Genomic DNA, 18,511 nt, shown 5'->3' on the forward strand with positions numbered 1-18,511 from the left:
CGTCAGCTATTAATCAACGAGACATTAAGCTGCGGGATCCGGTGCCTCTCCGCTACCGCCACCTTCATCTCCGCCACCTTCGCCTTCATCCGGTTTCTCGGGATCTTCCGGAGATACAGTAACGCTAATTTTCTTCAGATATTCATCCAGACTGATCAGATCTAACTTCTCATCTGCACGGGTAGCAGTTTTGGTGACACGCAACTCTTTATTAGCTTGGAAAAAGATACGAACACTATCCACACTTTTAGCATTAATATCCTTCGCCAACTCCGCACCTTTCGAACGGGCAGTCAACATAAACACACCCAAACCTTCGATATTCACAGACTTACCTTCCAACAACTGCTCCTTCATTTTTTCCACAAAATTCTGGATTACACTCTTGATGTCACCGATAGACAGCGAAGAACGATCCTGCATTTTCTGTGCAATATATTTCAGGTTGACGGACTGACCTAAAGTGATCAGATGCGGATAATATCTCTTAGGAGAATTGGGAACACGCGGATCTGTTGGCCGCGTAATGACTTTGTAAATTACACTCATACTACGTTTTTTTAAAGATTTAAATTCAAGTTTATTTATTCACGTTTTGTTGATCAACAATGCAAAGGTGAAACTTTTATTCCGGATAGAAAAGAAAAAAGCTCCTTGCGGAGCTATTTTCATTTACCTAAGTATATAACAAACTATAAATCAACAACATAATCAGCATTCTATAATCTCCCAGTCCCCAATCGTACACCGTTCGCTATCAAAACTGACAGCCACCTTTACGACAGGCAATCCACATAAAGCAAAGCGTTCCGGATAATTCTTCAAATCAATTTGCTCCATCGCTTCACCCGCACTTTTATCCAATTTCAGTTCCATCACATACAATGTAGTCTTCGTACGAAGTACTATATCTACCCGTCCACGAGGAGTACGAACTTCCACATCCACATAATACCCCAACAAACTGAATATGATATAAAAGACCTGCTGATAGTGTCCTTCGAACCTTGTATTGTCGCAGTAAGGAATCGTAGACAGAAATTCCTGCAAACGGTGTAAAGCAGCATCCATATCACCATTCTGAATATCATAAAAAAGATAAGCCACCATGGTAGTTGCTTCAGGTGTCTTGTTATTTACATAATAAGGAAGAAGGCTCTCCATAAGTCCCAGCCTTACTTCTTTATTGGGAATATCCAGCGTATAAAGATCTAGCATCTTATTATAATCCTTAATAGTGATATAACCACTTTGGTATAATAAAGGCACTGCATCAGTCATCGTTTCAGTAGGAGCATCGAAAACTGAAGATTTCAGCTGTCTACGTCCAATTTCGGAAGGTTTCACACCGAATTTATCCAACATCTTAACCAGATATGTAGGAGTACCGCTACCAAACCAATAAGATCCAAATTTTCCATCAGCAAAAGCATTTAGCAAACTAAAAGGATTATATATATCGGGCGAAGGAGATGTGAAATGATAACCATCATAATTTTCTTTCAATTTCATCAAAGCCTCTTCAGGTGTTATCTCCAATTTCTTTGCCAATCCTCCCAAATCATCCTTCATTTGCAAACGTATCTCATCTTCACTAATTCCACAGATAGCAGCGTATGGCTCATCCATACTAATATTCTTTATATTATTCAACTCACTAAAAATACTTAGTTGGGAGAATTTGGTAATACCAGTCAGAAATACATATCGCAAATAAGGATCACAAGCTTTTAACGGGCTGTAGAAGTTACGCATGATGTTACGCAATACATCCAGATTTTCCCGTTCATGTACCACATCAAGCAAAGGAGCATCATATTCATCAATAAGCACAACCACTTTCTTTCCGGTCTGCTCATAGGCACGTTTTATCAGTCCCATCAAACGCTGATTGGGATTAACCTCCTCCTCCAGCCGTCCATAAATCTGTTCATAACCATATAGTTTCAGATTCAATTCTTGGAGCAACTGTTCACTATCCGCATGTTTGGCGGTACTCATATCGAAGTGAAGTACCGGATATTCCGTCCACTCCTTCTCCAGTTTCTCCATAGCCAATCCATGAAACAGCTCCTTACGTCCGGAAAAATAGCTATGCAGCGTGGAAGTAAGTAATGACTTACCAAAACGTCGTGGACGGCTCAAAAACATATAGCTGGAAGCCGAATGAGTCATCCGGTAAACATACTCCGTCTTATCAACATAGAGGTAATTCCCCTCCCGTATCTTCGAGAATGTCTGTATCCCGATAGGATATAGTCTTTGCAAATCTTCCATATCAATCATATTTTTCACATACTTAAGCATTTATAATCTCCCAGCCCCCAATCGTACACCGTTCGCTATCAAAACTGACAGCCACCTTTACGACAGGCAATCCACATAAAGCAAAGCGTTCCGGATAATTCTTCAAATCAATTTGCTCCATCGCTTCACCCGCACTTTTATCCAGTTTCAGTTCCATCACATACAATGTAGTCTTCGTACGAAGTACTATATCTACCCGTCCACGAGGAGTACGAACTTCCACATCCACATAATACCCTAATAAACTAAATATGATATAAAAAACCTGCTGATAGTGTCCTTCATATTTCGTATTATCGCATTGCGGTATAGTGGACAGGAACGTTTGCAAACGGCGTAATGCAGTATCCATATCCCCATTACGGATATCACGGGAAAGATACGCCACCATTGTCGTGGTTTCCGGAGCTTTACTACCGACATAATGTGGAAGAAGACTTTTCATCAGGCCTATTCTCACTTCCTTATTAGGAATATTCAATGTATACAAGTCTAATTCCTCATCATAATTCTTAATAGTGATATAGCCACTTTGATATAGCAGCGGGATAATACTTGTCATCCTTTCTGTTGGTGCATCAAAATCCTCGACCGAAACCCTATTATTTCCAATTTCGGAAGGTTCTACGCCAAACTTCTCCAACATATTTATCAGATATGTAGGCGTACCGCTACCAAACCAATAAGATCCAAATTTTCCATCTGCAAAAGCATTTAGCAAACTGAAAGGATTATATATATCGGGCGAAGGAGAAGTGAAATGATAACCATCATAATTTTCTTTCAATTTCATCAAAGCCTCTTCAGGTGTTATCTCCAATTTCTTTGCCAATACTTCCAAATCATCCTTCATTTGCAAACGTATCTCATCTTCACTAATTCCACAGATAACAGCGTATGGCTCATCCATACTAATATTCTTTATATTATTCAACTCACTAAAAATACTTAATTGTGAGAATTTAGTAATACCAGTCAGAAATACATAACGCAAATAAGGATCACAAGCTTTTAACGGACTGTAGAAGTTACGCATAATATTGCGCAAAACACCAAGATTTTCCGATTCGTGTACTACATCAAGCAAAGGAGCATCATATTCATCAATAAGCACAACCACCTTCTTACCTGTTTGCTCATAAGCACGCTTAATAAGATTAACTAAGCGTAGATTGGCATCCCCCTCTACTGCGTTAATAGCAAACGTACGTTCATATTCAGCAAGCATAAAATCAAGAAGACGTTCCAATCCTCCTTTATCCACATGTTTCGCCATACTCATATCGAAGTGAAGTACCGGATATTCCGTCCACTCCTTCTCCAGTTTCTCCATAGCCAATCCATGAAACAGTTCCTTACGACCGGAGAAATAGCTATGCAGCGTGGAAGTAAGTAATGATTTCCCAAAACGTCGTGGACGGCTCAAAAACATATAGCTGGAAGCCGAATGAGTCATCCGGTAAACATATTCCGTTTTATCAATATAGAGGTAATTCCCCTCCCGTATCTTCGAGAATGTCTGTATCCCGATAGGATATAGTCTTTGCAAATCTTCCATATCAATCATATTTTTCACAAAGCTACTAAAAAATATCCATCAGTCATTGCTTTACAAAAAAAATATCAACTATCTTCACAGACGGTTGATATAATAGAAATCACATCGGATTTACACCGACATGAGGGCGTTGATCAGGAATACACCGCTGTGTATTTCCTGACCACAAAATGTAGGGGTCTTCATGTGTGTAGCATGAAGTTAGGGACCTACATGTTCCATCTCACTTTCGTGTAAAGTATTAAAAGTACTCTATGACATTATTAACTTAAAAAATATCGGTCATTAATGGCTTTAGTCTTCCTTGGTATGAGATTGTTCTCCATATCCATAACCGTAGCCATATCGCTTACCGTAGCCATAATACTTGCCATATTTACCATAACCATAATAATAACCGTACTTTCTTCTCTTCAGATCCAAACCATTGATTACAGTACACAGGCTAGGTAATTTATCTTTATCAGCAAGTTCGTTGATCAAAGTATACTCATTCTTGTGAGTATAGTCTGCACGGCAGACATAAACAGACAGGTCAGCCACACGTCCTATCAACAAGGTATCAGTTACCATACCAACAGGAGCTGTATCCAGAATCACATAATCAAAATTCTTCTTAAGAGTTTCAATCGCTTTATCCAGTCCATCACGAGCCAATAATTCGGTAGGATTAGGAGGAACTGTTCCACCGGGAAGAATATACAGATTTTTACTGACATCGGAAAGCTGTACTAAATCCATCAAATTCTTTTCCGGATTGGCCAAATATTGAGTTATACCAACTTCTTTTCTTGGAATATTAAATACCTTATTCAAGCCCGGTTTACGAATATCAAGACCAACGATTACTACTTTCTTCCCTAATAAAGAAAGACTAATAGCAAGATTAGCAGAAATGAAAGATTTGCCCTCACCACTAACCGTAGAAGTAACCAGAATCACCTTCTTGTCATTTTCAAGCATAAACTGAAGATTCGTCCGGATATTGCGGAAGGTTTCACTCATCAGGTTATTTTGATTCTCAAATACAGCAATAGCCCCCTGCTTTTCATCGGTCAATGGGATATCACCAATAATAGGTACACTAGTGAGTTTTTCTACATCTGCACGTCCCTCTATTTTAAACTTGGTTAATTCGAGCATATAAATAACCCCTACCGGAATTCCGACTCCTAATACTAAAGCAATCAAGTAAATCATCTTACCCTTAGGAGATACAGGAGCTTCATCTGCTATCGCTTCATCTATAATCTTCGCATTATTGGCTGTAGCAGCCAGAGTTATCGCATTCTCTTCACGCTTCTGAAGAAGCATCAAATAAAGTCCGGCCTTTATCTCCTGTTGGCGAGCAATACTCACAAACTCACGCTCCTGACCAGGTGCCTCACTAATACGACGGGAATAACGGTTCGCTTCACGATCCAGATCCGCCTTTGTGATAAACAATCCACGCAACACCCTGTCTAAAGATACTTGGACATTCTCTTTCATTGCACTAATACTGGTATCAAGATTTATAATGGTAGGATTATTCTCCGTTGATGTACGCAGCAAACGTTTTCTCTCAACAAGCACATCATTATAACGGTTGATGGCAGCCGCAAGATTCACATCCTGCAATCCGATATTACTAGGCAGAACCTCATAACCTTCATTTTGCATATATTTCTGCAAATCCTGCAGCAGATTAATCTGGGTTTGATTCTCCACACGCTTCTTTTCATATTCAGCACTACCCGTCAAAGCGATCTGTGCATCACTGGTCAAATCCGTAATACCCGCCCCACGTTTGAAACTTTCCAGATCCTTTTCCGTACTGCCCAGTTCTTTAGAAATAATACTAATACGTTCATTGATAAATTCTGCTGTTTTCTGCGCAACTTCATTCTTATCATTATTCGTATTGATATTATACATCTCCAATAACTTATTGATAAAATCCTTGCCGCGCTGTACATTTGAATTTTTCAATGATATGACGGCCACAGAAGTGGTTTTGGAAGTAGGTTCAATAGTCATATTCCCACAATACCCTTTCGCTACAGCCAAAGGCTTATTAATTGTTGCCGTAATATTGCGTACAGTTCTTTCCACACCCACTATTTCCTCTGACGCTTTCTTAGATGGCAATATTGAATCCGGTGTCAGAAAGAAAGCCAGTGTTCCCCGATCGGTAGGAAAAACAGCCGGCAACTTCTCAAAATGTTTCTGATATTCATCATCGCCTATCTTCACATTCACATCCATACCTCCTTGTGGCTGCAATGCCATCTCCACAATCATCGGTTTCTCCAGCAAATCAGCTTCCTGTGGAGTCAAGCTCACTTGCACAGGTGAAGTCTTATACATATTTTTAGAAGGGAATTCATCCTCATCCGTATAAGAGATATAGAGGCCCAAGTTCTCAACCACCTCTTTAGCGATAGTCTTTGAACGGAGAACTTCAATCTCGTTATCAATATTCTGTGAGGGAGAGATCATACCATCCAATCCCAAGCTCTCCAATCCGGAAAGCATTCCGGCGCTACCCCCTTTTTTATCATCCTTTATTAAAACCGTAGCGGAAATATTATATACGGGAGTGGACATATAAAGATAGATCCATGCCGCAATCAAACACGCCACAACCGCTCCCACAAACCAAGGCCAGTGAATCACATATTTAAACAGCAGTTCCTTGATGTCTATATTTTCTTCCTTAGATTCTTGTGCTTCGTTGAAATCTGTTTCTTTCATTACAAATCATTATTTTAAGATATTTACTAGTAGGCTGACAACGGATACCAAAATAGAGGTAGCAGAGAACCAGAGGCTGGTACTGTTGCCTACATCCGAATTTCGAGCCTTTGCTTTATTGGGAGTTACATAAACAATATCATTCTGTTGTAACCAATAGTAAGGCGAAAGAATAGTTTCCGCCTTATTTAAGTCTAAGGTTATAATCTGCTGTTTGCCGTTTGCATCCTCACGAATCAACTTTACATTATCACGAAGGCCATATACCGTCATATCCCCGGCCATGGCCAACGCTTCCAACAGATTCACTTTCTCATTAGAGATAGTAAAAGTACCCGGCCGGGCAACCTCTCCGATGACTGATATCTTATAATTGACCATACGTACCGTTACGATAGGTGTTTCTTTCATATAAGGTTTCAGTTTATCCAATATCAACTGTTCTGCTTCCCTTTTGGTCAAGCCACCCAATTTCAACTCACCTAAAACCGGAAAATTTATGTTTCCTTCATTATCTACCAAATAAGGTTGCAATGCAGCCTGCGTAGTCACATTGGACGAAGTACTCGCAGCCAAGCCGGCACTACTGGCCACCGTCAGATTAAAAGGAATAGCCAATTCAGGATTGGTACATGACACCACAATGGTCAGCAAATCCTTGGGCATAATTCTGGCATCATATAATTTCTCTTGTTGGTTTGCCTCGTTCACCACTTCCACATCTTGAAAATAGGGTACTTTCTTATAAGATTGGCAGGCAACCAATAGGAATGGCAACAATAATAGCCACCAATTTCTTTTGTTAAGTCTTCTCATCATAATTCTTAAATTCATAATTAAACGCCCTTTCATTCCTAATTTTTAATTATCACTTTTCTATTGTTAATTGTTAATCCTATCAATATGCTTCTTTTTCTCCACGTACAGCATTATACACCGTCTTATACATGATATATAAATCCAACAGGAATGTCCAGTGTTCTATATACCAGATATCACGCTGCACACGCCCCTCCATCTGCCAAAGCTCTTTCGTCTCACCACGATAGCCCGTTACCTGCGCCCAACCCGTTATTCCAGGTTTAACAAAATGACGAACCATAAACTTGTTTATCAGATTGGAATATTCCTCCGTATGCTTCAACATGTGTGGACGGGGACCTACAATGGACATATCACCCTTCAACACATTGATGAATTGTGGTAATTCATCCACACTAGTCTTTCTCATTATCTCTCCGATACGTGTTTTACGAGGATCATTTTCTGTTGCCTGAAGAGTATCACATTGCGCATTAACCTTCATCGAACGAAACTTGTAACACCAGAATTCGCGACCATCCTCACCACTGCGTTTCTGTTTGAAAAAGACAGGACCGGGAGAACTTAACTTGATGGCGATTCCGAAGAATATATAAACGAATGGAAAGACTGTAATAAGAAATAGCCCTGAACAAACAACATCAAAGGCACGCTTGATAATACGGTTCTCCAATGACTCCAATGGTTCACAACGAATGGAAAGTACAGGAACATTACCCAATAATTCAAAATGCATTCTACGCTTCAAATAATTACGGACATTAGGAACACTAAAAAAACGAACCAGATGGTTTTCACAGTAATTAATGATGGGAACAATCTCCGCACTGCGCACAGAAGGAAGGCTACAATAAAGCTGATTAATCTCTCCCGCATGTTTTTCTAAAAAAACACTTACTTCATTGGGTTGTCCCAAATATGGAACATCCTGCGGATAACAGTCCGAAGGAAAATCCTCGAAATAACCCATTACACGATAACCAGACGTAGGATCATCCGTCATCGCATGATAAAGCTCCTGCATATTCTCATGGCTCCCAACCAATACTACCTTGCGGACATTTCCTCCCTTTTTCCGATAAAGCTCCAGAAAGTGACGGGAAATTAGGCGGTAGCTGATAATGACAATTATCAGTGTAACATAAAACAGTCCGAAATAGCGGGAATGAGAAAAATGAAAATGAAAAACAAGCAACGCACAAACCGAAAAAAAGACAAAAGGAACCATGTTACGTAAAACACGGATCATGATCTGTTCAGGACGCACCACAGGACGATGAAGAATAACACCTGAATGCATGTTACAAAGTAAATAGCACAGAGTGATAAGAGTCATTCCCTGAAAGATAGAACCGCAATGAATACACCAGAAGCGGGTACCCAGTAACAAATTAAATCCCCATAAAAGCAGGTTCAGCAAAATAAGATCCCCCAAAAGGACCAAAGATTTTAGGACTTTGTTGAAACGTTGGACTTCTTGCATAAATGTTTCCTATGATTGATGTAAATTAGCCATAATACTATCGTCTCAAATTACAATAGTAAAACTTAGGGTTTTAAGATATTCAAATCAAATGCTTACAATAGGCAAATATTATCATGTCAAAAATGGCTTGTGCCCCTCTTTCCACGATTCATTTGCAAAAATATCATAATCCAATTTTGTCACATCGCCAATAATCTTTGCAGGAATGCCACCTACTACCATATTAGTATGCACGCTCTTATTCACCACCGCATTAGGAGCAATAATTACGTTGTCTTCTATGATTACGGGACCTTGTATCACGACACCCGAACCTATATAGACATTATTACCTTTCCTAGGACATTCCTTATAAGGACCTTGCCCCACAATCGACACATTGTTACCTATTTTACAATTCTTACCAATGACAACTTTGGGATTTATCAGTACCCCTATGCCAGCATGGTTGAAAAAGCTCCCTCTCCCAATTGACATTTTATAACTAACAGAACAGTTATACATTAGAAAAGTAATAAGCTGCAATAATTTTGGTAAAAAAGGAATATGATGCAAATACAGCCAACGGGCAATCCTATATAATCTTATCGCATTTATCATCTCTATTTCCCCCTACTTCTAAAGTATCTGTCATATCCTTCAAGCAAAGCTTTACTAGTATGTTCCCATCCCAATTCATTGATTACACGATTACGCCCATACTCACCCATCCATTTACGTTTTTCTGGATTATCAAGCAATTCTAGAATTTTCCTTGCCATATCATTCGCATTATTGTGCTCGGCATAAAGTGAAGCATCCAGTGCTGAATATCGACCTTCAGTCAGATCAAACTGCACTAAAGGTTTACCCAATGCCATATATTCAAGCACCTTATTCATTGTACTCTTGTCATTCATGGCATTGTACTCGTCGCAGTTAACACACACATCAGCAGTATTCAGATAGTCAAGTAATTTCTGATCCGGTACGCGACCTGTAAATTCGACAATATCATCAAGTCCCATTTCATGACAGAGCTTTTTCATACGTTCCAAGTCGGGACCGCCCCCAACAATCCCCCAAAACACATCGTTACGTCCTGGTAACTCTTTGATATATTTTGCAGCTTTCAGTAAATACTCAATGCCTTCCTGCTGTCCAATCACACCCAGATAACCCACCATGAATTTCTTTCCACGTTTTATTTCTGATTTCGGTTCTTGTATCTTCAACCGCTCCAATTTCGGACCACTACGCAAAACAAATACATCTTCCGCTTTCATCCCCCCACGTTCAATGGCTATTTTCTTATAGCTTTCATTGGTAACAAAAGCAAATTTGCAATGTTTGTAAGTCTGACGTTCCAGCCATAGCTGACTTTTATAGAACATACCTGTAGTCTTTCCAAATTTTGCTTCATATAATTCTGGGCAAATGTCGTGATGATCGAAAATATAGTCCACTCCCTTTTTCTTAAACAAACAAGCAATCATCCAAATATCATCAGGCGGGTTACAGCCATGAATGCAATCAAACCCAACCTCTTTGTAACACTTCCTAGCCAAACGATATTCATGCCACAGAGCAGTCCCATATTCTCGTGCATATCCCAAAGCCCCATTGCCATCTTTCGGCAATTTGTGGCGATAAACATGTACTCCTTGTAAAAATTCATATTTTTTGTCATAGCCTTTGCCAATAGGACAAATCACCGATACAGTGTATCCGTTTGCAGCCAGTGTAGTAGCTTCCTGCCATACACGTGTATCGAAGGGAACCGGTAGGTTCTCTACGACAATCAAAATTTTTCTATCCATAAGATATAATGATGTTCTATAATAAATTGATACTAATTTTGATATCGTTACTTTTCGAGTGACTTCTGATCCTGATTACTTTGGATTTCTCTTTTATACCATATTGCTCCGATACAAAAATATCCTCTATTCGTATTTCTCCTTCACACGACTCCAATGTAAATGCATCACATGTTACCCTACGATCTGACACCGATAGTTCATAATCCCTTGCTATCACGAAAGATGCCGTCCAATCACAATCTTTATCGAAACGGTCGTTAATCAGTAGTACCCCCTCAGATCGTCCAAAACGAAATGTACGCGTGTGCACCACACTACACAACCCTGTAACACTAGCCGTAAGTTCGTCTACATCTTCTTGGAACGAATACGACAACAGTTTCGTTTCCGCCTTCTTCCCCCAAAGAAAAGCCCCCAAAACCTGCGATTGCTCTTCCCTATTGATCATCACCGTATTGTGGTGATCAGTCCGACGGAAAATATTTCTTTCCTCTATCTGACAATGGTAGATATAAGTACCTGGATCGGTGAAAATTCTTTTTCCGTCTTTCAGTATCTGAAAACTCAGTGCATCCGCATGTCCGTGAGCGGCAATAGTGCCAAATCCCAGTGCCGCATGGTCGATACCTATCAATATACTTCCATCGCTACTTCTCAAAAAAGAGTTACCACCTTCACTAAAGCAACGGCTTCGAGAATTGTCATATATAGGCAAAGATTTTATCCGGTCAATCGACTCAGAACTAAACCACCAACCTACATTTTCGGTCACCTTTTCAAAACTATGATAGCGCATCCCTAATACCAATGAAAGCAACTGTAACACATAATTATAATGATCGGTATGTTCCCCAACCAAGTCCAGAATCTTCCCCTCATCATTATCTCCAAATTCACATACTGCCTGTTCACACCAACAACAGTGACTTACAAACTCACACATCCTCCCTAACCATTCTTTCCATCCATCAGGCAGACATACGCCATTATGTAACATACAACACCCTACGATACCGTAAGCCTCCATGCCAAATGTCTGGTAATGCAGAGACAATTCCTTATTTACGCCATCTTTATAATTTTGCTTTGGCAATTCCTCCGACAGTATGCCAACAGCTAGTTTCTGCCACGCCTGATGGTGAAAAACAAACCCTGACAGAGCAATAGCAGCTGCTTCTACCAACAAATGATTATTAGCCGATGAAAAGCGTGAGTAGTGATTGCAAAGATAATCCGTCATGTTTACAATACCCGTCTCCATATTCTCCATCAATTCTCCATATAGAATATCACCTTTTTTTTGAAGAAAACTAAGAGCAATAGTCCACTGAATACAGCGGATGGCGACCTCCATTGCGCTTGTCCATGAAATACCATGTAAAAAACTATTCTTCTCATTCCAATCAGTAAACAACTCCTCCAACGAGTCAGCATACTGCCGATCACCACTCACGAAATAGGCCTTTGCCAACAAAGCAAACTGAAAATGCCGGTTCAGTTCCCAATTGGTACGTGCGTCTCCAATATCATCCCGTTGTTTATAGTTCAAATGGTAGCTAAACTCGTCACCCCAGCAGTTCTTCGTTTGAAAACCAACGGTCCAATCCTTCTTATAAGAATTATAATCATACCCACCGATCAGATGAATAGAAGTATTTAGACTATAATTACGATTACCAAAGTAAATCCCTAATGCATCACAGTCAAACCTCAATTTTTCCAGCGTCTTGTTGAAACGAAAAGAAGACACAGCCACTTTATAACCACCAAATCTTCTTTTCTCTTTCATTTGAATCTTTTTCTGCTCCAACCTCCAGACTACCTCCTGCAGGTTCATAGCTTTCAATCGATTCACATACCAAGTCCATTTGCTCATTAAAACTCTGTCTGTTTAAAATCCTCCACATACTCCATGTTCTGTCCCTCATTAGTATTAATATTACCCCAAGAAAGCCCCTCATATTGACCATTGTAATCCACCTCTTTCCATTGACGTACCAAGTCAATTACAATCTTCTTCGGATAATTTTTCAACACATCTGCAAAATCCTTCTCTTTATTAGTAACTACCAACACATCACTGTTTCTGCACACAACATCCAAGTCATCTGTCACAAAATGCTGCAAATGCGGAATTTTTGCCATAATAAAATCCTTGTTTGTGCCAGTCAATTCACTCACTTTTACATTACGATCGTAAATACGGATATTGAACCCCTTCCCTAGTAAGTTTTCCACCACATCCACGATAGGAGAACATCGCAAATCATCGGTGCCCGCCTTGAAACTCAGTCCCAAGATACCGATATTACGGTGTCCCTTGCTCATAATCGTTTGCACAGCATTGCGCTTCTGTATCTCGTTGCTTTGGAAAATACTGTTAATAACAGGCACATCCACATACAAATCATGCGCCAGCGTCTTCAACGCCTTCATATCCTTCGGCAGACAAGAACCGCCATACGCAAATCCCGGTTTAAAATAGTATGGAGAAATATTCAACTGTTTATCTTTGCAAAAAATCTCCATCACCTTATGTGAATCAATATCCAGTCCTTTACAGATATTACCCACCTCATTACCAAACACAATTTTCAAAGCATGATATGTATTGTTGACATACTTCATCATCTCAGCCACCTTTATATCAGTGCAAATAAACTCAGCGTGAATATCTTTATACATTTCACGGAACACTTGCTCTGCGTATTCAGAGTCAGTGCCAATCAAAGTCAATGGCGGGTTAAAATAGTCCTCCACACTCGTCCCCTCACGCAGAAACTCTGGATTGCTCACTACAGTGAAGTGTACTCCCCTTTTTAAACCACTTTCCTGTTCGATAATCTCACTTACCTTTTGGTTTGTTCCCGGAAGCACAGTAGAACGAATGGCAATCAAGTGCATGTTTTGGGGGGCGTTTTCACCAGCAAACTTTTTCTTCAAAGCCTTCCCGATACGTCCAGCTACTGTATAGATATAATTTAGGTTCAAATGTCCTTCTTTGCTCGAAGGGGTACCCACTACAATAAACGACACCTCTGTTTGAGCAACAGCTTCAGCTGCTACAGTTGTAGCCGACATCAGTCCTTTGTCGTGGGCTTCCTTACACAATTCGGCAATACCTTCCTCGATAATGGTTGGTTTACCCTCGTTCATCAGACGGACCTTGTTCTCGTTTACGTCCACACCAATCACCTTGTGACCAAGCTTGGCACAACATGCCGCGCCTACGCATCCTACGTAGCCGAGACCAAAAATACTAATGTTCATGATTATTTGAATTGAGATTTATAAATTACTAATGACTAAAGCCAATTTATTGCGTTTTGTGTATTTCAACTCTGACTCATCAATCTGTTGAATATTCATATTCACATTTTTCTGACATATCTTCTCACCTATCAGACTAAAGAATAATACCTAACTAATATTCGATCCCCTCCCTATTTCAGAATATACATATTTAAACTTAAGTGAACTAGAATAAATAATTTCATTATCATCAACTTGTCGAACTACAATATCCATATTCCCTTTCCCACATCTATCCTCTAAATTTTTCTTCACTTTATCTTTCACTTCTTCAGAGAGAGTTCGGCTACATACAATACGAATTTCCACATCACCTTTCTGTTTCTGCACAAACTGAGTTTTGTCTATTTCATCAAAGTCCTTAGTAACAAAACCAAGTCGCACGATTTTCGTTCCATCCTTACAGATGAGACAATCATCATTCCGACCTTGTATGTAATCAATAAAACACTCTTTTGTCTTAACAGTGTCAGATTTTAAAACAATACGGTCATCAGTTTTATATCGTATCAGAGGAAACACATCATTGATAAGTGATGTTGAAATCACATAATCATCATGATACTCTTCTATACCATAGCCAGGGTCTTCAAAATATCCATCATGATTAAATGATTCCTCCAAACGGATGCTTCGCTCCGTGGTACCATAATGATCATAAATCTGTGTATTAAATACTTTCTCAATCAACGCCCGCTGATAGTCATGCAATGTCTCCGAAGATGTAAACGCTATTGGAATATGACATTCGAATCCTTTATCACGCAAAACTAAAGCTAAATTGTAAAGCGAACTTGGATATCCCTCTATCGCTTTGGCATGATGATGCTCTATTAACCGATAATAAGTTATCGCCATCTGTTCATTGATATTATAACTGGAAAGAAAAAGTGTATTGCTTACATGTATCTTAAGAGATATTTCACTTCTCCCCAAATTTCCACGTAAAGAAACCATTGGTTCACCATAGTTATATCCACACCGCTTCCGATAACAAACAAAGTAAGCCTGTTCTCGCCACACCGATGCCCAATCCTGAAACACAGTGAGCGGAGTTCCTGTTGTTCCACTTGTATGACTTTTTATCAAACCCCATTTCGGACGGGTCAGTAATTCTTCCCCATGAGCTTTCAGCATATCTTTAGTAAGAATCGGTAATTTTGCTATATCTTCCAAATGCTGTATCTCATCAACTGACTTAATACCTTCTGCATGACACAGTCCCCGATAATATTCAGACTTATAATACGCTTTTCTAAATATTTCCAAAAATCGTCTCTCATTCCTTGCTTTTAACTCTTCCGATGTCATGTCATACATAGCATTAATTTCATTCACATACTTATGGATGAACAGCCGAGTACGCAAAAGATACTTCAAAGATTCTTTTATGTATTTTCTCATTTTTCGCTGTCTTTAATAGGGATTGTGAGTTCATATTCTAATCTTTGTTTTCAGAATTAGACATAATATATTGGCAAATCAGCACAACTACCTATAAACAATTACAAATCAACTATTTTTACTTGTCAGAATACTTTTATAAAGTTCGCATAATTGCTTCTCCACATAAATCGGCAAATGTTCTTTTACTAGATGTTGCGATACCCATCCCATTTCTCTTCTCTTTTCCACATTATCCATCAATAGTTTGATTGCCTGACCAATTTCTTCTTTATTTCCCGGTGTAACAAGATATCCATTTACTCCATCTTTCACAATTTCTGGAATGCCACCTACAGGTGTGGAAATAATAGGCAAAGCGTAGCTCATAGCTTCAAGAATAGAAATAGGTAAGCCCTCTTTATAAGAAGGAAGTATGTAAGCATCGGCATAATTCAGTAAATTGGTTTTCTTATCTCCTGATACCCATCCTTCATATTCTACCATGTCAGAGATACCATATGATTTTATTAAGTTCTTAACTTTCTCCACTTCTCCATTTCCTCCAATACACAAACGTAATTTTCCATTAAAAACATCCTTATTGTCTGCAATAACAGAAAGCAAGTCATATATTCCTTTATTTTGTCCTAAAAGACCTAGGAAAAGTAGCGTAAAACGATTCGTTGTTGAATGATGACTATTTTGAGGTGCAGAAATTACATTTTTTATTATCTCTACATGATTGCACCCCAATTCTTTTTCAAAAAAAAACTTCCAATAATCAGACAAAGCAATAATGGCGTCACATCTGCTGACAAGCTTTCTCACAGCATACTCGTGTTTATGAGTGAATGTTTCAAAACCACCACCATGCATATGATACACAATTTTCTTACCAAAAGATTTGGCAATATAAATAAAGATACGTTTGCGCCAAAAACTAGCATTACTTGCTCCATGCACATGTACGATTTCTATTTGAGGTCGAAACAGCATCCATCCAAAAAATTGAAAGAAAGCCCTACATAAGATAAAAAGTTTCTTCACTTGTCCTCCATCAACCACAGTAGTGACATGATTAAATGGCTTGTAAAAAGTACTATACACATTTTCCACAGCCGCCACACCACCACGTATTATACGATAGTCAACACCTATAGTTAAAATATTTTCCGCATTCATATTTTGCACTAATGTTAGCGTCCAATTTTGACGTGTACCCCAAGGAAAGCCGCCACAAGGCGGTTCCCTCATAAATAACGTCAAAAAAGATACTGATTTTTAATATTTGTTATTACTCCAGTCCGATTGTCAAGGGTAACAAATGTTCATAATCCCTACGTCCTTTAACAATTTCGCTGAAAAATCTCTTGAAATAATCAAGCACAGACACACCCTGCATCTTACAGGTTGAGATGATGGTATGATATACCGCTGAAACGTGTGCCATCCTGTCACTTCCGAAGAATAACGAGTTCTTTCGCTCACCGGCCAAGGGACGGATAAAACGTTCGGCAATGGAATTGTCGATGGAATAAGAGCCGTCATTCAAGTAGGCGAACAGCTGAGTCCAAAAAGTATTCATATAATTTATTGCCTTCTCCATCAACTCTCCGCGGGGCGGATGACCGTCACTGAGCAAGACGTCAAGCTTACTGCGTAACTTTATGATTACTTCTTTGGTCTTTAAGTTATTCCGGCAAAGCTTTATCTGCTCGGGGGACAACTGCCCTTCTTCATACTCGCGTTCCAGCTTGTAAAGCTCACCGATCAATTCCAATATGAATGCCGCATTCTTATCATTACCCTGATCCAACGCATACTTGAACTTCGCACGGGCATGGGCCATGCAACAAAGATGTTCTATATCGACCATATGATCATCCAAATACAGATAGACATTGTAGCCATCTGACTGAAGAGCTTTCACCTGGCTGTCACCCAAGATATGCTTCAAGGCATCACGTCCTCTGGAACCATCCTCGTAGCAATAGATAACCACTTTTGACAGTTTGTTGACCAGACACCAGATGTATTTCTTCTTATAGCAGCCTTTACGCTTTACCCGGCACCAGGTCTCATCACAGTTCACGATGGAATCCTTTTCCAAACAAGTATTCTTAAGATAAGCAATCAAACCGCAGAAATGGGTAGAGCCTTTCTCCAACCAATTGGTCAGACTCATACGGCTCAAACGCATTGATTCACCTGATAATCTGTACATTTCACGATAAAGAGGGGTATCCAGAACATATTTGTTGAAAGCAAGATAAGCCAGAAAAGAACCGGAAGCGTGCGTTCCAGGAACCACGTCAATGATTTCAGGCTGCCCACTGAAAGGGAAATAGCCTTCATGAATTTTCCCGTCCGAAGTCTTATAGCGGATAACCTCGTAATCATGCTCGACAAGCTTGCTTACCTGTTCATAGGCATATTTACGGAAACGTTTGATGATTTTTGAACCTGCCGGCAGTTGGCGGATATCACTATTATGACAAACCGTATTGTCAGCGCTCATAGTCCGATAAGAAAGTCCTTGACGATAAAGACGGGCTTCTTTTGATTTTGATTCAAAATCCTCTTCCTGCGCATGAGCCTCACCAGATTGTGGCAAGCAGGAGCCGAGGGATTGGGGAGTGCCGTCGAAATCATCCTTGTCACGTGTATGGTCCTCTTCGACCTCACGCTTCTTTTTATGGATTCCTTTTTGGCTCTTACCATCATAAAGATTCTTATTACGGACTTTAAGCCGCTCTTCCAAAGCTGATATTTTAGACAACAGATTGATGTTCATCTGTTTATAATCGTCCAGCTGTTTTTCAGCTGCAATGGCCGATCTCTGCAAAGACAACAGTTCATCAACCTTGGACAACAGTTCATCTATGCGAGCCTCGTCCCGTTGGATCCGTTCAGCGTCACGCTCACGGGCAGCCATCAGCGCTATTATCATTTTTGATTTTTCGTCAGGGGTCATATCTGAATATGGGTCTTCAAAAGGTGCAGGAGTCTCCTCCCGTTCCTTCAATTTCCTTGCGGAAGAAAGCTGTTTCATTCTTTCCAAATCATTCATATTCAGCATCTTTGTTGCTTCAAAGATACAAA

Annotated in this window: 13 protein-coding genes; all 13 read right to left on the reverse strand. The window is 39.6% G+C overall.

Annotated features, from left to right (window positions below; all coding sequences use genetic code 11):
• Positions 1-24 precede the first annotated feature (24 nt).
• Entirely contained in the window at positions 25-549 is a 525-nt protein-coding gene (locus CJF29_RS12920; protein ID WP_004295818.1) for an HU family DNA-binding protein, read from the reverse strand.
• 162 nt (positions 550-711) lie between these two features.
• A complete protein-coding gene (locus tag CJF29_RS12925) occupies positions 712-2,286 on the reverse strand; it encodes an ATP-binding protein (RefSeq protein WP_099146667.1) in 1,575 nt (524 codons plus the stop codon).
• Positions 2,287-2,299: 13 nt separating this feature from the next.
• Positions 2,300-3,874 carry an ATP-binding protein gene (locus CJF29_RS12930; protein ID WP_099146666.1) on the reverse strand — a complete coding sequence of 525 codons (1,575 nt, stop codon included), beginning with the start codon at positions 3,872-3,874 and terminating at the stop codon, positions 2,300-2,302.
• A 285-nt stretch (positions 3,875-4,159) separates the two neighbouring features.
• Complete coding sequence (locus tag CJF29_RS12935; protein ID WP_099146665.1) at positions 4,160-6,601, reverse strand: GumC family protein; 2,442 nt, start codon at positions 6,599-6,601, stop codon at positions 4,160-4,162.
• Between the two features lie 9 nt (positions 6,602-6,610).
• A complete protein-coding gene (locus CJF29_RS12940; protein ID WP_374693531.1) occupies positions 6,611-7,435 on the reverse strand; it encodes a polysaccharide biosynthesis/export family protein in 825 nt (274 codons plus the stop codon).
• Positions 7,436-7,499: 64 nt separating this feature from the next.
• Positions 7,500-8,906: an undecaprenyl-phosphate glucose phosphotransferase gene (locus tag CJF29_RS12945; RefSeq protein ID WP_099146664.1), complete on the reverse strand. Its 1,407-nt coding sequence runs from the start codon at positions 8,904-8,906 to the stop codon at positions 7,500-7,502.
• 114 nt (positions 8,907-9,020) lie between these two features.
• Complete coding sequence (locus tag CJF29_RS12950) at positions 9,021-9,386, reverse strand: serine O-acetyltransferase (protein WP_255299365.1); 366 nt, start codon at positions 9,384-9,386, stop codon at positions 9,021-9,023.
• 125 nt (positions 9,387-9,511) lie between these two features.
• Positions 9,512-10,708, reverse strand: a complete 1,197-nt coding sequence (locus CJF29_RS12955; protein WP_099146662.1) for a glycosyltransferase family 4 protein — start codon at positions 10,706-10,708, stop codon at positions 9,512-9,514.
• Positions 10,709-10,724: 16 nt separating this feature from the next.
• A complete protein-coding gene (locus CJF29_RS12960; RefSeq protein WP_255299364.1) occupies positions 10,725-12,587 on the reverse strand; it encodes an alginate lyase family protein in 1,863 nt (620 codons plus the stop codon).
• A complete protein-coding gene (locus CJF29_RS12965; RefSeq protein ID WP_074911286.1) occupies positions 12,587-13,981 on the reverse strand; it encodes a nucleotide sugar dehydrogenase in 1,395 nt (464 codons plus the stop codon). The genes CJF29_RS12960 and CJF29_RS12965 overlap by 1 nt, the downstream gene beginning before the upstream one ends.
• A 150-nt stretch (positions 13,982-14,131) precedes the next feature.
• Complete coding sequence (locus CJF29_RS12970) at positions 14,132-15,427, reverse strand: phenylacetate--CoA ligase family protein (RefSeq protein ID WP_099146661.1); 1,296 nt, start codon at positions 15,425-15,427, stop codon at positions 14,132-14,134.
• 108 nt (positions 15,428-15,535) lie between these two features.
• Positions 15,536-16,663: a glycosyltransferase family 4 protein gene (locus CJF29_RS12975; RefSeq protein ID WP_255299363.1), complete on the reverse strand. Its 1,128-nt coding sequence runs from the start codon at positions 16,661-16,663 to the stop codon at positions 15,536-15,538.
• Between the two features lie 40 nt (positions 16,664-16,703).
• On the reverse strand, positions 16,704-18,488 hold the full coding sequence (gene tnpC, locus CJF29_RS12980; RefSeq protein ID WP_413544480.1) for an IS66 family transposase: 1,785 nt from the start codon (positions 18,486-18,488) through the stop codon (positions 16,704-16,706).
• Positions 18,489-18,511 lie beyond the last annotated feature (23 nt).

This window comes from Bacteroides celer (assembly GCF_002632415.2).
Classification (GTDB): domain Bacteria; phylum Bacteroidota; class Bacteroidia; order Bacteroidales; family Bacteroidaceae; genus Bacteroides.